Annotated in this window: 17 protein-coding genes; 12 read left to right on the forward strand and 5 right to left on the reverse strand. The window is 63.2% G+C overall.

Going from position 1 to position 20,554, the window contains the following annotated elements; genetic code table 11:
- Nucleotides 1-86: 86 nt before the first annotated feature.
- Nucleotides 87-1,004, forward strand: a complete 918-nt coding sequence (locus tag MSTE_RS12940; protein WP_193442091.1) for an asparaginase — start codon at nt 87-89, stop codon at nt 1,002-1,004.
- Here the strand turns inward: MSTE_RS12940 and MSTE_RS12945 are convergent.
- Nucleotides 969-2,339: a DNA polymerase IV gene (locus MSTE_RS12945; protein ID WP_096501745.1), complete on the reverse strand. Its 1,371-nt coding sequence runs from the start codon at nt 2,337-2,339 to the stop codon at nt 969-971. The genes MSTE_RS12940 and MSTE_RS12945 overlap by 36 nt on opposite strands.
- Nucleotides 2,340-2,486: 147 nt before the next feature.
- Here MSTE_RS12945 and MSTE_RS12950 point away from each other — a divergent pair, with 147 nt between their 5' ends.
- A complete protein-coding gene (locus MSTE_RS12950) occupies nt 2,487-3,056 on the forward strand; it encodes a class I SAM-dependent methyltransferase (RefSeq protein WP_193442022.1) in 570 nt (189 codons plus the stop codon).
- A gap of 8 nt (nt 3,057-3,064) precedes the next feature.
- Here MSTE_RS12950 and ileS read toward each other — a convergent pair whose 3' ends face one another.
- Both ileS and MSTE_RS12960 read right to left on the reverse strand, forming a co-directional pair.
- Entirely contained in the window at nt 3,065-6,274 is a 3,210-nt protein-coding gene (ileS, locus tag MSTE_RS12955; protein WP_096501749.1) for an isoleucine--tRNA ligase, read from the reverse strand.
- Nucleotides 6,275-6,493: 219 nt separating this feature from the next.
- Nucleotides 6,494-7,750: an MFS transporter gene (locus MSTE_RS12960; protein WP_096501751.1), complete on the reverse strand. Its 1,257-nt coding sequence runs from the start codon at nt 7,748-7,750 to the stop codon at nt 6,494-6,496.
- Between the two features lie 91 nt (nt 7,751-7,841).
- Here MSTE_RS12960 and MSTE_RS12965 point away from each other — a divergent pair, with 91 nt between their 5' ends.
- From MSTE_RS12965 to MSTE_RS12985, 5 genes are all read left to right on the forward strand, one after another.
- A complete protein-coding gene (locus MSTE_RS12965) occupies nt 7,842-8,714 on the forward strand; it encodes a LysR family transcriptional regulator (RefSeq protein ID WP_096501753.1) in 873 nt (290 codons plus the stop codon).
- A gap of 15 nt (nt 8,715-8,729) precedes the next feature.
- The gene (locus tag MSTE_RS12970; RefSeq protein WP_096501755.1) at nt 8,730-9,782 is read left to right on the forward strand and encodes a putative nucleotidyltransferase substrate binding domain-containing protein; all 1,053 of its coding nucleotides are present in this window, start codon (nt 8,730-8,732) and stop codon (nt 9,780-9,782) included.
- 161 nt (nt 9,783-9,943) lie between these two features.
- The gene (locus MSTE_RS12975) at nt 9,944-11,044 is read left to right on the forward strand and encodes a tyrosine-type recombinase/integrase (RefSeq protein WP_096501757.1); all 1,101 of its coding nucleotides are present in this window, start codon (nt 9,944-9,946) and stop codon (nt 11,042-11,044) included.
- 530 nt (nt 11,045-11,574) lie between these two features.
- Nucleotides 11,575-13,326 (forward strand): tyrosine-type recombinase/integrase, encoded by a 1,752-nt coding sequence (locus tag MSTE_RS12980; protein ID WP_157997686.1) that lies wholly within the window; start codon nt 11,575-11,577, stop codon nt 13,324-13,326.
- Nucleotides 13,316-13,705 carry a DUF6262 family protein gene (locus MSTE_RS12985; RefSeq protein ID WP_096501761.1) on the forward strand — a complete coding sequence of 130 codons (390 nt, stop codon included), beginning with the start codon at nt 13,316-13,318 and terminating at the stop codon, nt 13,703-13,705. The genes MSTE_RS12980 and MSTE_RS12985 overlap by 11 nt, the downstream gene beginning before the upstream one ends.
- 106 nt (nt 13,706-13,811) lie before the next feature.
- Here MSTE_RS12985 and MSTE_RS12990 read toward each other — a convergent pair whose 3' ends face one another.
- On the reverse strand, nt 13,812-15,056 hold the full coding sequence (locus MSTE_RS12990) for an IS256 family transposase (protein ID WP_408645785.1): 1,245 nt from the start codon (nt 15,054-15,056) through the stop codon (nt 13,812-13,814).
- 703 nt (nt 15,057-15,759) lie between these two features.
- On the opposite strand from MSTE_RS12990, the gene MSTE_RS25350 reads away from it, so the two are divergent.
- On the forward strand, nt 15,760-16,164 hold the full coding sequence (locus MSTE_RS25350; RefSeq protein ID WP_162291418.1) for a hypothetical protein: 405 nt from the start codon (nt 15,760-15,762) through the stop codon (nt 16,162-16,164).
- On the forward strand, nt 16,109-16,765 hold the full coding sequence (locus MSTE_RS25875) for an aldo/keto reductase (RefSeq protein WP_162291419.1): 657 nt from the start codon (nt 16,109-16,111) through the stop codon (nt 16,763-16,765). Before MSTE_RS25350 ends, MSTE_RS25875 begins: the two co-directional genes overlap by 56 nt.
- On the opposite strand, the gene MSTE_RS13005 is transcribed toward MSTE_RS25875, so the two are convergent.
- Nucleotides 16,749-17,624 (reverse strand): LysR family transcriptional regulator, encoded by an 876-nt coding sequence (locus MSTE_RS13005; protein ID WP_096501767.1) that lies wholly within the window; start codon nt 17,622-17,624, stop codon nt 16,749-16,751. The two genes, MSTE_RS25875 and MSTE_RS13005, sit on opposite strands and share 17 nt — an antisense overlap.
- 288 nt (nt 17,625-17,912) lie before the next feature.
- Here MSTE_RS13005 and MSTE_RS13010 point away from each other — a divergent pair, with 288 nt between their 5' ends.
- The 3 genes from MSTE_RS13010 to MSTE_RS13020 are packed head-to-tail and all read left to right on the forward strand — an operon-like array spanning nt 17,913 to nt 20,542.
- On the forward strand, nt 17,913-18,494 hold the full coding sequence (locus MSTE_RS13010) for a MaoC family dehydratase (protein ID WP_096505825.1): 582 nt from the start codon (nt 17,913-17,915) through the stop codon (nt 18,492-18,494).
- Nucleotides 18,494-19,330 (forward strand): HpcH/HpaI aldolase/citrate lyase family protein, encoded by an 837-nt coding sequence (locus MSTE_RS13015; RefSeq protein WP_096501769.1) that lies wholly within the window; start codon nt 18,494-18,496, stop codon nt 19,328-19,330. The genes MSTE_RS13010 and MSTE_RS13015 overlap by 1 nt, the downstream gene beginning before the upstream one ends.
- A 21-nt stretch (nt 19,331-19,351) precedes the next feature.
- Nucleotides 19,352-20,542: an acyl-CoA dehydrogenase family protein gene (locus MSTE_RS13020; RefSeq protein ID WP_096501771.1), complete on the forward strand. Its 1,191-nt coding sequence runs from the start codon at nt 19,352-19,354 to the stop codon at nt 20,540-20,542.
- Nucleotides 20,543-20,554 lie beyond the last annotated feature (12 nt).

The raw sequence follows: 20,554 nt of genomic DNA on the forward strand, positions 1-20,554 counted from the left end.
GAGGCGCTTTGCGCAGCGTGTCTGCGATGATCGCCGCTGTGCCCGACGCTCTTCGCCCCAAAGGCTCATCGCCGACCCTTGTGCTGCTGACCACCGGCGGAACCATCGCGACCGAGGTCGGCAGTGACGGCATCGCCCGGCACCGCAGTTCAGGCGATGAGCTACTCGCGGCGTCAGGGTACGGCGAGGTCGTGGTCGACGATCTGATGACGATCGACAGCTCGGAAATGACCCCGCAGCGCTGGCAGCAGATCGCCGCGTCAATCCGCGGTCATATCGCCGGCGGCGCCTCCGGAGTCGTCATCGCGCACGGCACGGACACCCTGGAGGAGACCGCACTCTGGCTCGCGCTGACCTGCGCAGTGCCGGTGCCCGTGGTGCTCACCGGGGCGCAACGCAGCGGCGACCACCCTGAATCCGACGGTCCGGGAAATCTTCGCGACGCGTTGACGGTGGCCGCGAGCGGCGAGACTCTGGGCGTGGTGGTGTGCTTCGCCGGGCAGGTGTACGCGGCGCCTGGCCTGCGCAAGATCGACCTGGCGGACCCCGCCGGATTCGCCGGTTCCACCACTGTTGGACATGTGCGCGACGGCGTGTTCGTTCGCGGCGGCAATGCCCCCGCACCATTCCTTGGCACCGTGACCCGCGCCGCGTTACCCCGCGTCGACATCGTGAGCCTGTACCCGGGCGCCGACGCGGTGGCGCTCGACTCCTACGTGCGAGCCGGCGCCCAGGGACTGGTGCTGGAATCCATGGGCGCGGGCAATGCCAATGATGTTGTCATCGAGGCGGTTTCGCGTCTCGTGGAGAACGGGATACGGGTGCTGGTGACCACCCGGGTGCCAGGTGGCGCGTTGGCAGCCGGATATGCGCCGGGCCAGAGATTGATCGATGCCGGCGCGGTGGTGGTGCCCCGGCTACGTTCCGCGCAGGCGCGCGTGCTGTTGATGGCGGCGCTGGCCACCGGATCAGATCTCCGTGCCGTCATCGACCGGCTCGGCTGACTCCTGCGGCCAGTCCAAACTGGCCACGGGGTCGGCGCGGGTGACACCCGGATCATCGACACCGAAGGTGCGCGCGATGCCGGGCCCGCTGCCACGTGTCTCGAATCTCACGGTCATGACGCCATGTCCGGTGCCCTGGATCCAACCGTGTCCGAACTCGGGATGACTGACGTCGTCACCGACGCCCCAGCTCACCACGCGTGGTTCCGGCGCGGCGACGGCCGATGCGGACTCATCGGTTTCGGCGATTGATTCGGTCTGGTCCAGGTCGGGAAACAGTGAGGCCTGCTGGGTATCGGAGAATCCCGAGAATCCCACGCCGACAAGGCGAATGGGACCGATCTCAACAGGGTCCAGCAGCAGTCGGCGAGCGGCTGACATCAGAACCGCCCGTTCAGTGGTGGCATAGGGCAAAGTCGCCGATCTGGTCAGGATGCTCATGTCCGAGCGGCGAAGTTTGACGGTGACAGTACGCACGCCGCGACCGTGCTTGATCAACCGTCGATGGGCGTGGGCGCCGATGGGTTCGATCGCCTCCCGCAATTGATCGAGAGTCGTCAGATCATCGGCAAAGGTGGATTCGGCGCTGATCTGTTTGGTCTCGGCACGTTCGGCGACCGGACGCTCATCGATCCCACGTGCGAGTTGGTGCAGAGCGGGGCCGATGGTGCCGCCCAGCACCGAGGCCAACTCGCCGGTCTGCAGCGCCGCGAACTGGCCAATAGTGTTGATTCCCAGACGGTTCAGCCGCTCTTCGGCAACGGGTCCGATCCCCCACAATTTGCGCACTGGCAGATCGTCGAGCAGTGAGCGTTCCTCCGTGGGAGCGATGATCCGCACCCCGTCGGGTTTGGCCAGTCCCGATGCAATCTTGGCGAGCTGCTTCCCGGACCCCGCCCCGACCGATGCGGTGAGCCCGGTCTCGGCGAGCACCCGGGAACGAAGTTCATCGATGTACTGGCCTACCGTTTCGGTTGTGGCCCCGGCCAGTTCGGCGGGTTCCCCGAAAGCCTCGTCGAAGGAGAGCTGTTCCAGAACCGGAATCATCGATCGCACCGTCGCGAACACCCGTCGGCTCGCGACGCCGTACACCGCCCCGCGAGGCGGCAGCACAACGGCGGAGATGCCCACGAGGCGCCGCGCCTGGTGCATGGGCATGGCCGAGCGGGCACCGAAAACCCGGGCCTCATAACTCGCACCGGCCACCACGCCCCGACCTCCCGTGCCGCCGACAAGGACCGGTCGCTCACGCAGGGTTGGCCGGGTCAGCTGCTCGACCGAGGCGAAGAAGGCGTCCATGTCGAGGTGCAGAACCCATCGACCGGCAGCACACACGCGATCATCGTATTGCGCAGGTCGGACGTGCCCTGTCCGGCGATACGGCCACGCTGAGCACCACGGTCGCCATTCGATGGCCGAACTCCGATAAGAAATGGCCGAATCACGCTACTCGGACAGCCGATGCGTCCCTAGCCTGATGTCATGGCAATGAATTTGGTGCACCGGTGGTGTTGTAGCTCGGAGATGTGGGCCCGCAAGACCGAGTCCCAGCTCCTGCCGTGGGCGCTGCAGGGCGTTGAACTCGGAGCGGACACCTTGGAGATCGGCCCCGGCTATGGCGCGAATCTGCGAGTGCTCACCAAACGCACCCCCCAGCTGACCGCCGTGGAGATCGACGACACCATGGCCTCGCGGCTCCAGCGGCTCTACAGCCATCAGGCGACCGTCATCCAGGGTGACGGCACCAAGCTCGGTTTTGACGACGACCGCTTCAGCTCCGTGGTGTGCTTCACCATGCTGCACCACGTCCCGACACCTGATCTGCAGGACCAGCTGTTCGCGCAGGCGCACAGGGTGCTGGCCCCCGGCGGTGTCTTCGCCGGCAGCGACGGAGTACATTCCACGTTCTTCCGGCTGCTGCACATCGGTGACACCTACAACCCGGTGCCGACGACATCACTGCCGGATCGCTTGCGGGCAGCAGGTTTCACCGATATCGAGCATCACCTCGACGGCGGCAATCAGCGCTGGCGCGCGGTTAAGGCCGCCTAGAGCCGGCGCTAGCCCGCCGTCTTCTTCAAGGACACCCGGACCCCGTCACCGAGATCGGTGGCGGGCGTTCGCGTATCCTGGCCGGCCTCGCCGATTTCCAGTGTCGTGGCAAGGATTTCACCGGCAATCAGGTCGCGGTGACGTTCGGCCCAGGCACCGCGCTCGGCGGGAACCTCGAGGGTGACCTCGATACGGTCGGACACCTCCAGACCAGACGATTTGCGAAGATCCTGCAGCTCTCGGATGAGATCGCGCGCCCATCCCTCGGCCTCCAGCTCCTCGGTGACGGTGTCATCGAGGATGACCAATCCCCCGCCCCCGGGAAGGGCGGCCGTGGAATCGGGCTCCGCGGCCACCAGCCGTGAGTCGAACTCACCCTCCTGCAGGGTGATTCCGGCCGCGACGACAGTTCCGTCGGCCTGCTGCGCCCAGTCGCCGGCTTTGACCGCACGGATGACGGTCTGCACCTCTTTGCCCAGCCGCGGGCCGGCGGCGCGCGCGTTGACGGTCAACTCGAACTTGCCGTATCCGGCGATATCGTCGGTGAGTTCCACGGATTTCACGTTGAGCTCATCGGCGATCAGTGCCCGGTAGGGCTCCAACCGCTCGGGGTTCGGTACCGCGACAGTCAACTTCAGCAGCGGCAGGCGCACCCGCAGCTTCTTGGCCTTGCGCAAGGAAGACCCAGTGGAAGCCACCTTTCGCACCTCGTCCATGGCGGCGACGAGGTCGGGATCGGCGGGCAGCGCCGATTCGGGCACCCAATCGGTCAGGTGCACAGAACGCTCCCCCGTCAATCCCTTCCAGATCACCTCGGTGGTCAGCGGCAGCAGCGGTGCGGCCAGACGGCAGGTGGTCTCCAGGACGGTGTGCAAGGTGTCGATCGCATCCGCATCTTCGTCCCAGAATCGCGAACGTGACCGTCGGACATACCAATTGGTCAGCGCATCGGTGAACTGCCGCAGGTGTTCGCATGCGCCCGAGACATCGCAGATATCCATGGCCGCGGTGAGGTCGTCACGCAGCTGCGCCAGTTTGGCCAGGATGTACCTGTCCAGTACCTGCGTCGAATCGGTGCGCCATACGCCCGGCTTGGGCGCGTACAGCTGCAGGAAGCTCCATGCGTTCCACAGCGGCAGGAGCACCTGCCGCACACCCTCGCGGATGCCCTGCTCGGTGACGATCAGATTGCCGCCGCGCAGGATCGGCGACGCCATCAGGAACCACCGCATCGCGTCGGATCCGTCGCGATCGAAGACCTCGTTGACATCGGGATAGTTACGCAGCGACTTACTCATCTTCTGGCCGTCGTTGCCCAGCACGATGCCGTGCGACACACAGGTTCTGAACGCGGGCCGATCGAAGATCGCGGTCGCCAGCACGTGCATGACGTAGAACCAGCCGCGCGTCTGTCCGATGTACTCGACAATGAAGTCTGCCGGGAAATGGTTGTCGAACCACTCGGCGTTCTCGAACGGATAGTGCACCTGCGCGTACGGCATTGAGCCCGAATCGAACCAGACATCGAAGATGTCCGGGATGCGCCGCATGGTGGACTGGCCGGTCGGATCGTCCGGATTGGGGCGGGTCAGCTCGTCGATGTACGGCCGGTGCAGGTTCGTCGGACGAACTCCGAAGTCGCGCTCAAGCTCGTCGAGACTTCCGTATACATCGATGCGCGGATACGCCGGATCGTCAGACTTCCACACTGGTATGGGGCTGCCCCAGTACCGATTTCGGGAAACAGACCAGTCGCGCGCGCCCTCCAGCCACTTGCCGAACTGGCCGTGCTTGACGTGTTCGGGGTACCAGGTGATCTGTTCGTTGAGCTCCACCATTCGATCGCGGAACTCGGCCACCTTGATGAACCACGACGACACCGCGCGATAGATCAACGGGTTTCGGCAGCGCCAGCAATGCGGGTACGAGTGGTCGTAGGTCTCGTGACGCAGCAGGACGGCGTCGTTGATACCCGCGGAACCGGTGCCGTTCTTGAGGTCCTTGATGATCTGCGCGTTGGCATCGAATACCTGCTGGCCCTGATAGTCGGGCACAGTGGCGTCGAATCGGCCCTTTGAGTCGACCGGGGTGACGGGGGTAATCCCGGCCTTGTCGGTCACGTTCTTGTCTTCTTCACCGTAGGCGGGCGCCATATGCACGATGCCGGTGCCGTCGTCGGTCGTTACGTAATCGGCCGAGAGCACCGTGAAGGCATTCGGCGACGCATCCTGCTGAAAGTATGGGAACGGCGGGAGGTACCGCATGCCCAGCAGCTCGGCCCCGGTGTAGGTGTCCAGCACGGTGGGCTCTTCACCCAGCTCGCGCGCGTAGGCTCCAATTCGCTGCTGCGCCAACAGGTAACGCTCCTCTGAGCCCTCGGGTTTCACCACCGCATAGGTCACCTCTGGGTTGACCGCAACGGCCAGGTTCGAGGGCAGGGTCCAGGGGGTGGTGGTCCAGATCAGCAGGCGTGCACCGTCGAGCACCGCCCACCGGCTGTCCACGTTGCCCGCGATCCGATATCCCACGGTGACCGCGGGATCCTGGCGACTCTGGTAGACGTCGTCGTCCATACGCAGCTCATGGTTGGACAGCGGTGTCTCGTCACGCCAGCAGTACGGCAGTACCCGATATCCCTCGTACGCCAGTCCCTTGTCCCACAACTGCTTGAACGCCCAGATGACCGACTCCATGAAGGTCGGGTCGAGCGTCTTGTAGTCGTTGTCGAAGTCCACCCAGCGCGCCTGCCGGGTGACGTAGTCCTGCCACTCCTTGGTGTAGCGCAGCACCGACTCGCGACAGGCGTCATTGAACTCGGCGATACCCATATCGTCGATCTGCGATTTGTCGGTGATGCCGAGTTGGCGTTCCGCTTCCAGCTCGGCGGGCAAACCATGTGTGTCCCAGCCAAATCGGCGATACACCTGATGGCCACGCATGGTCTGATAGCGCGGCACGATGTCCTTGACGTACCCGGTGAGCAGGTGCCCGTAGTGGGGCAGGCCGTTGGCGAACGGCGGACCGTCGTAGAAGACGTATTCCGGCGAGCCGTCCCGGTTGGCGATGCTGGCGCGGAATGTGTCGTCCGCGCCCCAGTAGCGCAGCACCTGCTCTTCCAATGCAGGAAGATTCGGTGATCCGCTGCGCTGATCGGCGCCAAGATCGGTGCGCGGGTACGCGTCTGTGGATGAGCCGCGTGCGCGAAGACCATCAGGCATAGTCGGTACATCTCCCTGTGCTCGCCGGCACGGGGACGATGGGACGCCGTCGGCGTACCTCCGCGGTACCACCCCGCTTGCCCCCACCTGCCCGGGGCCTCTCACGCAGGCTGTGACGGGCCTACCCGTCCGGCTCTACTCGGTGATCCGCGCCGGGCGCGGAGCCTTTCTTCCGGAGACTCCCCGGTGATGGCCGGATCGATGTCTGTGCCGGCAATTCTATTCGGGTGCGTTGATATGGCCAAACCGGTTTCGGAGCATCATCACCGCGGCCAGTACCAGGGCAATCGCCAGGAGGGCACCCACGAAGAGCACCGTGAGTGCCCACCCGCCGGCCTGGTATGCCAATCCACCCACAGCGCCTGCCACCGAGCTGCCCAGGTAGTAACTGAACAGGTACAGCGCGGACGCCTCGGCTCGGTCGCGCTGCGCCACGGCGCCAACCCAGCCGCTCGCGACGGTATGTGCGGCGAAGAATCCGGCGGTGAACACCCCCACTCCGATGATCACCGTGATGAGCGAGTCCGGGATGGTCAGCGCGAGCCCCACCGCCGTGATGGTCACCGCCGCGATCAGCACCAGGCCCCGGCCGCGACGGTCCGCCAGCCGCCCGGCCATCGCCGACGACACCGTTCCCGCCAGGTACAGCAGAAACAACAGGCCGGCAATAGCCGTGGGTAAATCGAACGGCGGCGCGACCAGGCGATATCCCAGGTAGTTGTATACGGTGACGAACCCGCCCATGAGCACAAATGCCAACCCGAACATGATGAGCAGGACCGGGTTTCGCAGGTGCGCACCGAGGATTCGCATCGTGGTACCGACCCTGACCCGCTTCGGCGCAAAGAACTGGGACTTCGGCAGCAGCACCGCGAACAACACCGTGCACACCAAAGTCATTGCACCACTGCCGAGTAAGGCGATCCGCCAGTTGCTCACATCGAGCACCGAGGACGCCACCAGCCGTCCGGAGAGCCCACCGACCGTCGTTCCGGCGATGTATCTGCCCATAGCCGAGCCCAGTGAGCCCGGGTGTACTTCTTCGGCAAGAAACGCCATCGCGACAGCCGGAATCCCCGCCAGTGCTGCACCTTCGGCAGCACGGCCGATCAACAGCACCGCGAAGCTGGGACTGGCCGGGAGCAGTAACCCGATGATCGTCGTCGCGATTGCCGAGACCAGCATCACCCGGGTGCGCCCGTACCGTTCCGAGAGCGCACTGGCCGGAATGATCGACAGCGCGAGCATTCCGGTGGTCACCGAGACCGTCAGCGCGGCGGCGGCGGGACTGACCCCGAAATCCGCAGAGAGAGCCGGGAGCACCGCCTGCGTGCCGTAGAGAGCCGCGAAGGTCGCAAGCCCGGCGGCGAAGAGCGCGCCCGTTAGGCGCCGATATCCGGCGGTACCCGTCTCGTGGGGTACGGGATCGGCGGCGCTGATCGCCAGGGTGTGCTCGGTACTTGGAGCCATCGCCATGACGAGTGATGCTCCTCCCGAGCAGGCATATCACGGAAATGAGCGATATGACGATCTATAATTCACTTTACGCATATATGGAGGTAGCAGCGTGGCCGACGGTGACTACGAGTGGTACATCACACTCGCCGAACGACAAAACGTCACCGCCGCCGCCGAGCAACTCCAACTCGCCCAGCCCACGCTCACCCGGATGCTGGCCAGGTTGGAACGACGGCTTGGCGTTCAATTGTTCGACCGGCACGGTAAGCGACTGACGTTGAACCCGTCGGGGCGGATCTTCTACCAGCACGCCCGGCGCGCCCAGATGGAACTGGACTCTGCCCGCCGAACCATCAACGACCTCGCCAACCCCGCCGAGGGCGAGATCCGGCTCGGATTCCTGCACACCTTTGGACCCACGCTCGTCGCCCGCCTGATTGCGGGCTTCGCCGCGACGTCGCCACACGTGCGGTTCGTGTTGGAGCAGGGCGCCGCGGGCAGCCTTGATGACCTTGTCGCAAATGGCGATCTTGACGTCGCGATCGTGTCGCCACGTCCTCGGCGTGCAAATCTTGCGTGGCGCAACCTTTTCCGGCAGCGGCTGGGGGTTGCCGTACCCACGGATCACCGGCTGGCACAAGCCGCGGACGTATCGATGATTGATCTGGCCGATGAGCCCTTCATCGGGATGCATCCCGGGTACGGGATGCGTCGCCTTCTCGAAGAGCTCTGTGCTGCTGCACAATTCCAGCCGCGCATAGTGCTGGAATCGAGCAATCTGACCACCGTGGCGGGCCTGGTGGCGGCGGGCCTCGGCATCACGGTGCTCCCCGTCGATGCCACCACCTACCCACCCGACCTCAGGATGTTGCGCCTGGTGGATGCCGATGCGCACCGGGACGTCGGCATCATCTGGAACTCCGGGCAGCCGCTTTCGCGCCCGGTACGCGATTTCATATCCCACGCCATCGCCTCGACCTAGGTAACAATCATCTCCATGTCTGCCGATGTGCCGCCCGAGAACGGGATCGCGCTGGCCATAGCGCAGATCGATATCGCCGACGACGAGGCGCAGTTCTGCACAGCCGTGGCGGCCGTCCGGGCGGTGATAGCACGCGAAGTGCGGGCGCGTACACCGGAAGCGGCGCTGGCCGCCGCCTGGTCGGAAGCGTTGCGGCACAGCATCCACACGTCGGCACGACTCGTCACCAAGGGTGTGAACCCGGGCTGGGCCTGGTTCGTCTCCGGAAGCGTGGCCCGGGGCGAGGCGGCACCCGGTTCCGATGTAGAGACACTGCTTGTCGTGGACGACGAGATCGACGCCGAGGGCAAGACATACCTGATGGAGCAGGCGGCTCGCGTCCACGCGATGCTCGAACGTGCGGACATCGGTAGCGACGCCAACGGAGTCCTGGCCAGTCGCGGCCGATTCTGCCGCCGCAAGGCCAACTGGTTCGAGGGAATCGAACGGTGGTGCATCAACCCGCCCGAAGACCGCGGTGTGGTGATGGCGGGGCTGATGGCCGACTCTCACGGGATTGACGCGGGAGCGTTGTTATCCGACAACGCACTTCGCAGCGAGAACGTCCGCTGCGCACAGCGGCACTATGCCATCCGGCTTGCCATGCTTCAGGACGCGGTGGCCGTGCGCGCCGGGTTCCCCTCCCGATTAAGGATATTCGCCACGCAGTCGGATGCTGTCGACCTTAAGGTCGCGGCGATCGATCCCGTGGTGAAGATCGCCCGCTGGGCGGCGTTGTCCGCCGGATCGGATGCACTCGCGACACCGGATCGCCTCGACGCCGCCTCCGCGGCCAAGATCTTGGACGCCGATGACGCGTCAACGCTGCGGGATTGCTTCGCGTGGCTGCTGCGATTTCGGTGGCGGTCCCGGGCGGCAGCCTGGCAGGACGGGCAGCAGATGTCCGACACCGTGTCACTGGCTGCCCTTGCCCCACAGGAACGTGCGGTGCTGCGTTCTGTGGCACGCGAGATCGCCGGCGTCCGGCGCAAGCTCATCTACCTGTCCTCGACATCCTCATTCCGATAATCGGTCGTACCAACGCATGGCCCAACGAGCATCTCCCAGAGTTATCCGTACGTCATCGAGTGTTGTAAAGGATGTAAACCACTAAATGTGTGTTGGGGCAATTGATTTGTGGATTGCACTAATAGCCTCGCTGTCAGCGACGAACTCCGGGAGTCAAGCTGATGGATGTTCAGGCGGTCCGAAGCTCGGCTGACGGCCAGTTGTCTTATGCGGTCCTGGGAGCGGATCTACGTCCGGTTGACGAGATTGATCGGTTTCTGGTCTATCTGACGAACATTGGCCGGTCTCCGAACACGATTCGGGCGTACGCGCGTGATGTCGCGGATCTGTTCGAGTGGACGCGGTTGCAACAGCGTGATTGGCGCACTCTGGATATCGAGGACATCGCCCATTGGGTGTCGTGGCTGCGTCTGCCGCTTGAAACCCGCACGGCTCCAGTGTCTGTCCTGCCGATGGTGAAACCGGCGGTCACCGTGCATACGTTGCGTCGGAAACTGGCATCTGTGGACACGTTCTACGTGTTTCATGCTCGCCGCGATGAGACGGTCCGAATGTGCTTGAGCCGCTGGCACCCGGGCGGCCGTAGGACATATAAGCCTTTCCTGGCGCATCTGCAGTCCGGTCGGCTGCGTAAGGAGATTCAGCTGGGCGCGGCGATTGACCCGTTCCCGCAGATCGTTGGGCGCGAAGACATGGGCCGACTGGTCGGCGCTTGCAGGCTGGTGCGTGACAGATTTCTGTTGAATCTGCTGTTTGAGACCGGTGCGCGCATTGGCGAGGCGTTGGGGATGCGACATGAAGACCTCAACATCGCCAAAGGCGAGGTTCAGATCGAGCCGCGGCTCAACGAGAACGGTGCCCGGGTGAAAAGATGGAAACCTCGTACTGTTCCGGTGAATACCGAGCTTTTCGCCCTTTACGCAGACTACATGGACCTCGAATACGGTGCGATCGATTCAGACTATCTGTTCGTGAATCTTGTTCGTGGACAACGTGGCAGCCCGATGACCTACGGTTGTGTGCGGCAACTGGTTCTGCGTCTGCGTGAGGCTACCGGGTTGTCGTCGTTCACTCCTCATCAATTGCGTCACACGTTCGCCCACGACCTGTTGACTCGGAACACTGATTGGCATGTGGTGCAACTGTTATTGGGTCACTCCAGCGTGCAGACCACGCTGAACATTTACGGCCATCTCACGGCCGCAGACACCCGCAAGGCGCTGATTGACGCTGGCTGGCTCGCTCAGGAAGAGGAACAGTGACCAAAAGAAGACTGGCCGTTCGTGGGGATGGCGGTGACCCGCGACTGCTGGCGGCATTGTTTACCGCAGTGCGCCCAGAATGGCGCCACGACGTCATCACCGGCTCGCATCATCGGCTGCTTTGCGTCGGCATGTGCCGCATCGAGAGCTGCGATCGCGAGTCCGATTACCAGTGCTTGTTGTGTCACGCGCACCATGCCCGGTGGATTCAGCAAGGCCGACAAGACATAGACACCTGGGTGCTCACACAGGGCCGGGTTCGTCGGCTGCTTCGCCGCTGCGCAGTCCAAGGGTGTGAATTCGGTGTCTACGGACAAGGATTATGCAGCCAGCATCGACATCGCTGGGTGCAATCGGGCCGACCGTCTCCGGTCGATCAATGGGCCGCGACAGTCACCTGGCTACCTGAGGTTCGGAAAAGATGCGCCGTTGAAGACTGTGATCTGGCCGCTCAGGGGCGACAAGAGCTATGTCGGGGCCACTTCAACCGGTGGCGCGAACGTGCCCGGATCGGCGGCCACAACGAATCAGTGGACGAGTTCGTCGTACACGCAGGATTATTCGGCCGGCCAGTTCTGCGGCTGGATGGTTTGCGCCCGCAGATGCGTCTGGAAATTCAATATGGACTGCAATGCCGGGCCGACGCCGGGCGGATCCGAACGAAACTCGCCGACCTGCAACCCTTGACGAAGTTCCTTACCGCGACAGGGGCAAATAGCCTGACAGAACGAACGCCTGAGCAGTGGCAGAACGAATTCCTCACCGCTCGTGGCGATTTTGCCGAAGTGAACCGATTCGTACGCACTGTCTCGGACCAGTTGGACATGCTCGTTAACGGCATCGGGTGGGATGTGGAGTATCCCCGCGATGTGTGGCGGCTGAACCGTCTGGGCTTTGACGCCAAGACCGAGAGCCTAAAGTTTGACCGCATTTCCCAACTGTGGCTACGTGAGCTGGCCAAGAAATGGCTCCGTAACCGTCTGACAGTCGGCCGATCCAAGCACACCACCCACGTCAGCCTGGCTGCGATCGTGAGCCTGAGCGTCTATCTACAAGGCCATGCGTCGCCGCCAACGACACCAGCAGAGCTCACGAGAGACCATCTCGAAGGGTGGCTTGCCGAACGCAAGTTGGCGATCGAGAACTCCGAGACCCGCCGCGGCTACATCACCAACGTGTCGGTGTTCCTGCGGGACGTTCACCGCAAGGCGTGGGCTCCCGATCTGCCTGTCACCACCCAGCTGTATCCCGAGGACAACGTCGAGCGACTTCGCGACGCCGCGGCGCGGGCGATCCCTGAATACGTGATGCGGCAGCTGGAAAGCGACGAAAAACTCGGCCAAATCAGGGATCCCAACGTGCGGGCGATCGTCGAGATCATGCTGAATTGCGGCCTACGCGGTGGCGATGCCCGCCAACTCGACTTCAGCTGCGTGGTACGCGATGGCGACGACAACCCGTACCTGCGGTTCCTGAACCATAAGATGCGCCGTACCACGTTCGTGCCACTCGATGACCACACGCTCGGGGTGATCACGGCGCAACAAGGCCGGGTACTGCAGCGCTTCCCCCAGGGCTGCACGCGACTGATCCCGGCCCATCTGGCTAATCCAGATGGTTCACGGCCGTACGCTCCGGGAACCTTTGGCCACCAAATCCGGAGCTGGCTAGATAGCATTCAGCTCGTCGACGAGCGTCAGATGCCCGTCTACGTGACTGCACATCAACTGCGGCACACTTTCGCCACCCGGCTGATTAATCGTGATGTGCCCCAACATATTGTGCAAAAGCTGCTCGATCACGAGAGCCCGGAGATGACCGCCCACTACGCCAGGCTGTGCGATGACAAACTGCGTGAGGCATGGCTCAAAGCCCGCAAGATCAACTCCGAAGGTCAGGAAGTCGAACTCGACGAAGATCATCCGCTCGCCGGGGCAGAGTGGACCCGGGCTGGACTGGACAAGGCGAAGACCACGCTGCCAAACGGTTACTGCGGAATGCCGGCGCACAGTCCCTGTGAGCATGCTAACCCGTGTTTGACTTGCCCGTTGTTTCTCACCACACCGGATTTTTTGCCGCAGCATCAGGCCCAGCGTTCGGCGACTCTGCAGCTGATCACCAAGGCCGAAGCCGAAGGCCATCACCGGGTCGTCGAGAAGAACACACAGCTGCTGGGGAACCTCGATCGCATTATCAGCGCCTGCGAAGGGTGTCACAGCGATCAGATCGTGATCGGCGGGACAGCCCGTGGCGGACAGAGGGCACACGGCGATGCGAGCTGACAACTCCCGTCACCTGATCGCGGCAGCCAAGAAGCGCAGCGAGGAATCGGTCGAGCGTGTACATGCCGCGATCCGAGAGCTGTACCGCAGCGGTGAACCCGTCAGTATCTCGAAAGTCGCTCGTCGCGCAAATGTCTCGCGAACATTCCTGCACTCGCACCCCGACTTGATGACGACTGTTCGCGATTTGCAGGCACGTAATCCCGGTCCTGAACCGATCCCCGCCCGCCAGCGAGCCAGCGAGCGATCCCTGCTCACTCGCATCGCCGCGTTGACCGACCGAAACAAGAAGCTCCGCCGTGAAAACGAAGCACTGCGCCGCAAAATCGAAGTGGCGCACGGTGATCTACGAGATCTCAAGCACCGCCCGCCAGCGTGAGGATGATGGCCTCAGGCCCGGGCCCGGCAACCAGACACCACCGCCTGACCTCGGTCTGTTGTCACCGAAGGATCTGTCAGATTAACGGTGGATCTGCTTGGCATGGTTAGTTATTCGCTGCCGGGGTAATCCGGCCTTCGAACGCGATAGCGAATGCGTTCAAAGCTGGTTTCCGCCGCATGGCCCATCGTGCCCTACCTTTGCCGGTGGGGTCTAGTGATCGGGTGACCAGATACAGGCACTTGAGAGCTGCTTGCTCGGTGGGGAAATGACCGCGGGCGCGGATTGCCCGGCGGTAGCGGGCGTTGACCGATTCGATAGCGTTCGTGGAGCAGATGACTCGCCGGATCTCGGTGTCGTAGTCCAGGAACGGCACGAACTCGCTCCAGGCGTTCTCCCAGAGTCGCATGATCGCCGGATAGCGTTGGCCCCATTTGCCGCTGAACTCGACGAAGCGTTCTTTGGCCGCGGCCTCGGTCGCTGCGGTGTAGACCGGCCGCAGATCGCGGGCCATCTCGTCCCAGTATTTGCGGGATGCGTAGCGAAAGGTATTGCGGATCAAATGGATAACGCAGGTCTGGATCACAGCAGCGGGCCAGACAGTGTTGATCGACTCGGGTAAGCCTTTGAGTCCGTCACAGACCACGATGCACACATCGGCGGTGCCACGGTTCTTGATCTCGGTCAAGACAGCAAGCCAGTATTTGGCGCCTTCACCGCCGTCCCCGGCCCACAAGCCCAGGATGTCCCGTTCACCTGCGGTGGTGACGCCGATGGCGACATAGACCGGCCGGTTGGCGACCTGGCCGTCGCGGATCTTGACGTGGATAGCGTCGATGAACATCACCGGATACACCGAATCTAGTGGCCGCCCTGCCCATTCGGCCATTTCTCCGACCACCTTATCGGTGATCTTCGAGATCGTGTCCTTCGAGACGTCAGCACCATAGACCTCACCGAAATGAGCGGCGACTTCGCCGGTGGTCAGCCCTTTGGCGGTCAGGGACAAGATGATCTGATCGATCCCGGTCAGCCGGCGCTGGCGTTTCCGGACGATCTTCGGATCAAAGCGGGCGTCGGTATCGCGGGGCACCTCGATTTGCACCGGCCCGATCTCGGTCAGCACCGTTTTCTCGCGGACCCCGTTGCGGGAGTTCCCGCCATTACGGCCCGCCACCTGGTGTTTTTCATAGCCCAGGTGTTCATCCATCTCCGCTTGCAGCGCGGACTCCAACACCTGTTTGGTGAGCGCATTGAGCAACCCGTCCGGGCCGACCAGCTCCACACCCTGCTCGCCGGCTTGGGCCAGCAACTGCGCGGCCACCGCCGCGGTATCAATCTGATTCGCCATGTCATCCATGGTTTCGGTCATCATCAGTCCTTCCCGCCAAGCAACGCCCGGCGTGTTGAACCAAGTCAGATCCACCGTTTTTCAGACAGTCCCCCCCGAACGGCGGGGGCTATCAAGATCAGGTACCCCGGCGTTTATGGGCCGACGCTCCGATCTCGGCCCGGTTTCTCTCCGAGGAGGAGCGAGTCGATGAGATCGTGTTGTCATGGTATGCCAAGCGTTAACGACCGGGGAGATCGCCGCGCACTTCGACGAACTCTGCGAAGCAAAGATATCTCCGGTGACTTTGACTGCTGATTCGAGAGTCGTTTGATCACAGATTTCGGAGTCGGTGTTGTCACGGTGAAGTCCGTGACTGTGAATTCGGGAGTCACCGGCTGTCCACGTGGTCCGAGTTGGATGTCGGTGTGCGGCGTTCGGGCTCGAAGGCGGAGCTGTATGCAGCGATCCGCCGGGGCGCCCGCGTTGGCAAGTTGGCGCGGGCGATTCAGCGTGAGTACCGGGTCTCGTGGACGACGGTGCACAAGCTCTGGGTTCGGCCTGGCCGAGCGAGCGCAAGCACTACCCCGACCGAGGCAGCAAGATCGACGACTACCGCGAGGCCATCGACGGCTAGCTGCGCGCGGATCTGACGGCCCGGCGCAAGCAACGCCACACAGCCAAGCGGATCTTCGACCGGCTACGTGATGAGCATCAAGCCGATGTGTCGTATTCGCGGGTGCGGGCTTATGTGTCGGTGCGTCGCGGGGAGATTCTGGACGAATCCGGTCGTGCCCCAGTCGAGGTGTTTGTGCCGCAGTCGCACCGCCCCGGTGACGAGGCAGAGGTCGACTTCGGTGACGTGGTGATCGAGCTGCGCGGTCAACCGGTCACGTGCGCGTTGTTCTCGCTGCGCCTGCGCCTGTCGTTCTCGGGCCGCGCACTGCACCGGGGGTTCTTCTCAGCTGGCCAGGAGGCGTTCCTGGAGGCCCACGTGCACGCTTTCGAGGTTCTTGGTGGGGTGCCGTTCGGCCGGAATCCGCTACGACAACCTGAAATCGGCGGTCTCAGCGGTGCGCGGCTTGTACCACCGGCCGGACCCCCGAGTCCCCTTCGCCGAAGGAATTGAAGCACTGCGCGACCTGGTCGACTCGGGCGTGGTTCACCTGGCCGGCATCTCGAATGTGAATGTGGACCAGATCCGGCTCGCGCATTCGATCCTCGGCGATCGCCTTGTGGCCGTGCAGAATCAGTACTCCCCCGCGTTCCGCACCAGCCAGGATGAACTTCGGTACACCACCGAACTCGGATTGTCCTTCCTTCCGTACAGCCCTTTGGGAGGAATCGCGCGGGCCGGCGACGGATGTGGTGGAAAGGATCCAGTCGACCCATCAGCTCAGGGAATTCATCGAGGACCCGACGACCGTCGTGGCGAGCCCCCCACAAGGTATGGGGTCCGCAAACCGACGACCTGGTGCCGCAGTTGCGCAAAAGGCTGGTCACCGAAGGGTTCTGCGCGCCCGTCGTCCGTGATGCCACCGTCGGTCCGCGGCATTCAACCCGCGGCGATGGGGCGGCGGATGTCGACGATGGCGGGTCCCCGGCCACCTGCGTCGCTTGCGATGACGTTTTACCAAATCTGCTCAACCACACCCATCGTCTATCAACCAGCGGGGACACCGCGCGGTTCTGGCGGGGATACGTGGCGGATGTCTAGCGGGTCGACTTGAGAAAGGCCGCGAAGCGCTCAGCGGGCGCTGACATGGCCCGCCGCTGTGGCCAGGCCAACCCGATGGGGCGCTTCGCTTGAGGGTTGGACAAGGCGACGTACACCGCCATCGGCTCACAGCGATGCGGCGGTGGGACGGGAACAACGGCGATGCCCAGACCGGCGGCGACCAGCCCTTCGACGGTGGCAATCTCGGAAGCCTCGAATACGACCGCGGGCCTGATGTCCTCTGCGGCCCACAGAGCATCGGTGATCTGGCGTAACGCGAAATGCTCACCGAGGGCGATGAAGGATTCATCGCCGGTCTCGGCCAGGTCGACCCGGCGCCGTCTAGCCAAGCGGTGATCCTGGGGCACCACTAAGCACAATCGCTCGGTCAGAAGTTCATGCCAGCCGAAGTCGTGTCCATTGGGACGCGGGCCGGTGATGGCGAGGTCCACTTGGCCGTTGCCGAGCAGTTCGATGATCTCGTGCCCGGCCGCTTGCTGCAGCTCGAACCGAACCTGCGCGGCATCAACGCGAAACCGGCGCAGTGCATCGGGGACAAAAGAACTGGCCATCGAGTGCAGGAAAGCGAGGCGGACCGTCCCGCTGTCGGGGTCACGCAGGGCGGCGATCCGTTCCGCAGCCGCGTGGATCTCCGCCAAGCCGCGGCGCGAATGCTCGAGCATGATGCCGCCGCAATTATTGAGTCGGAGTCGGTGATTGACCCTGTCGAATAGTGGAGCACCCACCTGGCGTTCTAACCGTTTGAGCGCTCGCGACAGTGTGGGCTGCGCAATGTTGACTCGCTCGGCGGCGTCGGTCATGTGCTGGGTTTCGGCGAGGACAACAAACCACTGCAGTTCATCGACATTCATCACTGAATCATGCGCCAAATGCATGGATATTCCACCACTACGGCGCAAAAGTAATGAGCATTGGACGCTGATCTGCACGCCTCAGCCAACAACGCCGTCCCCGATACCAGTAGGGCTGCGCGTCCGCACCGAACTGCGGCTTAGGCGCAGGGTGCACGGGCGGGCGCTGGACGAACCGAAGGTATTGATGCACAAATGGCATCAACTCGAGAAAATATTATCATTTTACGCATGGCGATTCTTTTGCTTAACTCAAAACAACTCGCCAACCACCTCAGGGAGCACATGATGGCCGACGTAGATCAGCGCAGTTCCGCCGAACCTGTCTTGGGCTGGCAGGGACGGTACTTCGAAGACTTCGTAGTTGGGGACGTGTATCAGCATCCCTTGGGCCGCACGGTCATCCAGACCGACAACATTTGGCTGACACTGCTGACGCAGAACACCGCGCCGCTGCATTTCGATACTCATTACGCCGCGCAGACCGAGTTCGGTAAACCACTGGTTGATTCCACGTTCACGCTCGCGTTGGTCACCGGGCAAAGCGTCGTTGATCTGTCTCAGCATGTGATGGCCAACCTCGGCTGGGACCGGGTGCGCATGCCCAATCCGCTGTTCGAGGGCGAGACCGTGTACTCACAGTCGGAGGTGCTGTCCGCCCGGCCGTCCAAGTCGCGCCCCAGCGTCGGCATCGTGGAGGTGCGGACGGTGGGATACACCGCGGAGGGCAAGATCGTCATCACATTCGAACGTAGTTTCCTGGTGTATCGCCGCGGACATGGACCGAAATTCGCAGCTGCTCAACCTGTTTGGGATGACCGATCCCGGGCGGCTGCCAGCGTGCCCGATCAGGGCAGTGAGGTGCGGTGATGACGTCAGGTACCGCTCACCGGTCGTGGCTCTACGTCCCCGGCGATCGTGGTGACCGATTCCCGAAGGCAGCCGGCAGCGGAGCGGACGTGGTCATCTGTGACCTCGAGGACGCGGTGGCTCAGGCTGACAAGAATTCAGCGCGCGATGCAGTGGCCGAGTGGCTCCGCGACAACCGAGCCGCAGTGCGGGTGAACGGCATCGACACTCCATGGCATGCCGATGACATCGCCGCGGTCACCGACGCGCCGGGGCTGAGGGCAGTCATCGTCCCCAAGTCTGCGCACCCGGACCAGATCGCCGAAGTATCACACAGCCTTGGCGGCCATATCCCTTTGGTGCCGTTGATCGAAAGCGCTGCTGGGGTGTCGAACGCCTCAGCGATTGCAGCGAGTTCCAATGTGTCAACTCTCGCCTTTGGGAGCATCGATTTCGCCCTCGATTTGGGTATCGACGGAGTCGAGGAGGATGAGCAGGCCCTGCTGTACGCACGGTCGGTACTGGTGATCGCCTGCCGACAGACAGATATCGGGGCCCCCATCGACGGGGTGACCGTGACCCTGACCGACCCGGACGTCGTACGCCACGACGCCGAACGGGCCCGCAGGCTGGGATTCGCCGGCAAGCAGTGCATCCATCCGCGCCAGATCGCCACCGTCAACGCGGTGTTCACGCCCTCACTCGAGGCAGTCGCTCGAGCCCGGGACATCGTCGAGGCAGCCCGGAAAGCGCACGGGTCGGCAGTCGAACTCGACGGCCAGATGATCGACAAACCGCGCATTGACCAAGCGCACCGCATCCTTGACACCGCCGAGATTCGTGGCGCACTCAACTAATCGGATACTAGGAGGACAGTGATGACCATCGAGTTGGCGAATTCCGCCGATAGCCCCGAACACGCAAAGTTGCGCCGCGCCGTGCGGAAATTGTGCGACCAATTCGGCGAGGACTACTGGCGAGCGCGCGACCTGAACCGCGAATATCCCGAGGAATTCGTAGAAACCCTCACCAGGGCCGGCTACCTGGCTGCCCTCATACCGATCGAGTACGGCGGGCTGGGCCTGGGTATCACCGAGGGCGGGATCATCCTGGAGGAAGTCAACCGCTCGGGCGGCCACTCAGCGGCATGTCATGCGCAGATGTACACGATGGGCGCACTGCTGCGCCACGGCAGCGATGAGCAGAAGCAACGTTATCTGCCCGAGATCGCCAAAGGAAAACTACGCCTGCAAGCGTTTTCGATCACTGAACCCGAGGCGGGGTCCAACACGCCGGACATCACCACGTTCGCAGCCAAAGACGGCGACGGCTATGTGGTCACCGGCCACAAGAACTGGACCAGCCGTGTCCTGCAGTCGGATTTGCTGATGCTGCTGGCCCGCACCGAAGAGCGGCCGGCGGACCCGGAGAAGCGCGCCCAGGGCATGAGTCTTTTCCTGGTTGATCTGCGCGAGGTCCGCGCCAACGCCCCGGACACTTTTGTTGTCGAGCCGGTGCGCACCATGTTCAACTACGCCACCAATCAGGTCTGGTACGAGCACATGCGTATTCCTGCCTCCGCCTTGATCGGAGAAGAGGGGCAGGGATTTCGCTACGTCATCGACGGTTGGAACGCCGAACGAATCCTGCTGGCTTCCGAAGCGATCGGCGATGGTTACTGGTTTCTTGACACCGCTATCAATTACGCGCGGGAACGTGAGGTGTTCGGCCGGCCGATCGGCGCCAATCAGGGCGTGCAGTTCCCGCTTGCCCGCGCCTACACCCAAGTCCTTGCCGCTGACATGATGCGTAACCGGGCCGCTGAACTGTTCGATGCCGGACAGAAGTGCGGCGCGGAAGCCAACACAGCGAAATTCGTCGCTTCCGAGGCGAGTTGGCAGGCCGCGCAAATCTGCTTGGACACCCACGGCGGCTACGGCTTCGTTGACAAGTACAACGTGGAGCGCAAGTTCCGCGAGACCCGGGTCTACCAGGTCGCACCCGTCAACAACAACATGATTCTGGCCTTCCTCGGACAGCACGTCCTGGGCTTGCCTCGCTCCTACTGACAGGGCTCAACC

This window comes from [Mycobacterium] stephanolepidis (assembly GCF_002356335.1).
Lineage (GTDB): Bacteria > Actinomycetota > Actinomycetes > Mycobacteriales > Mycobacteriaceae > Mycobacterium > Mycobacterium stephanolepidis.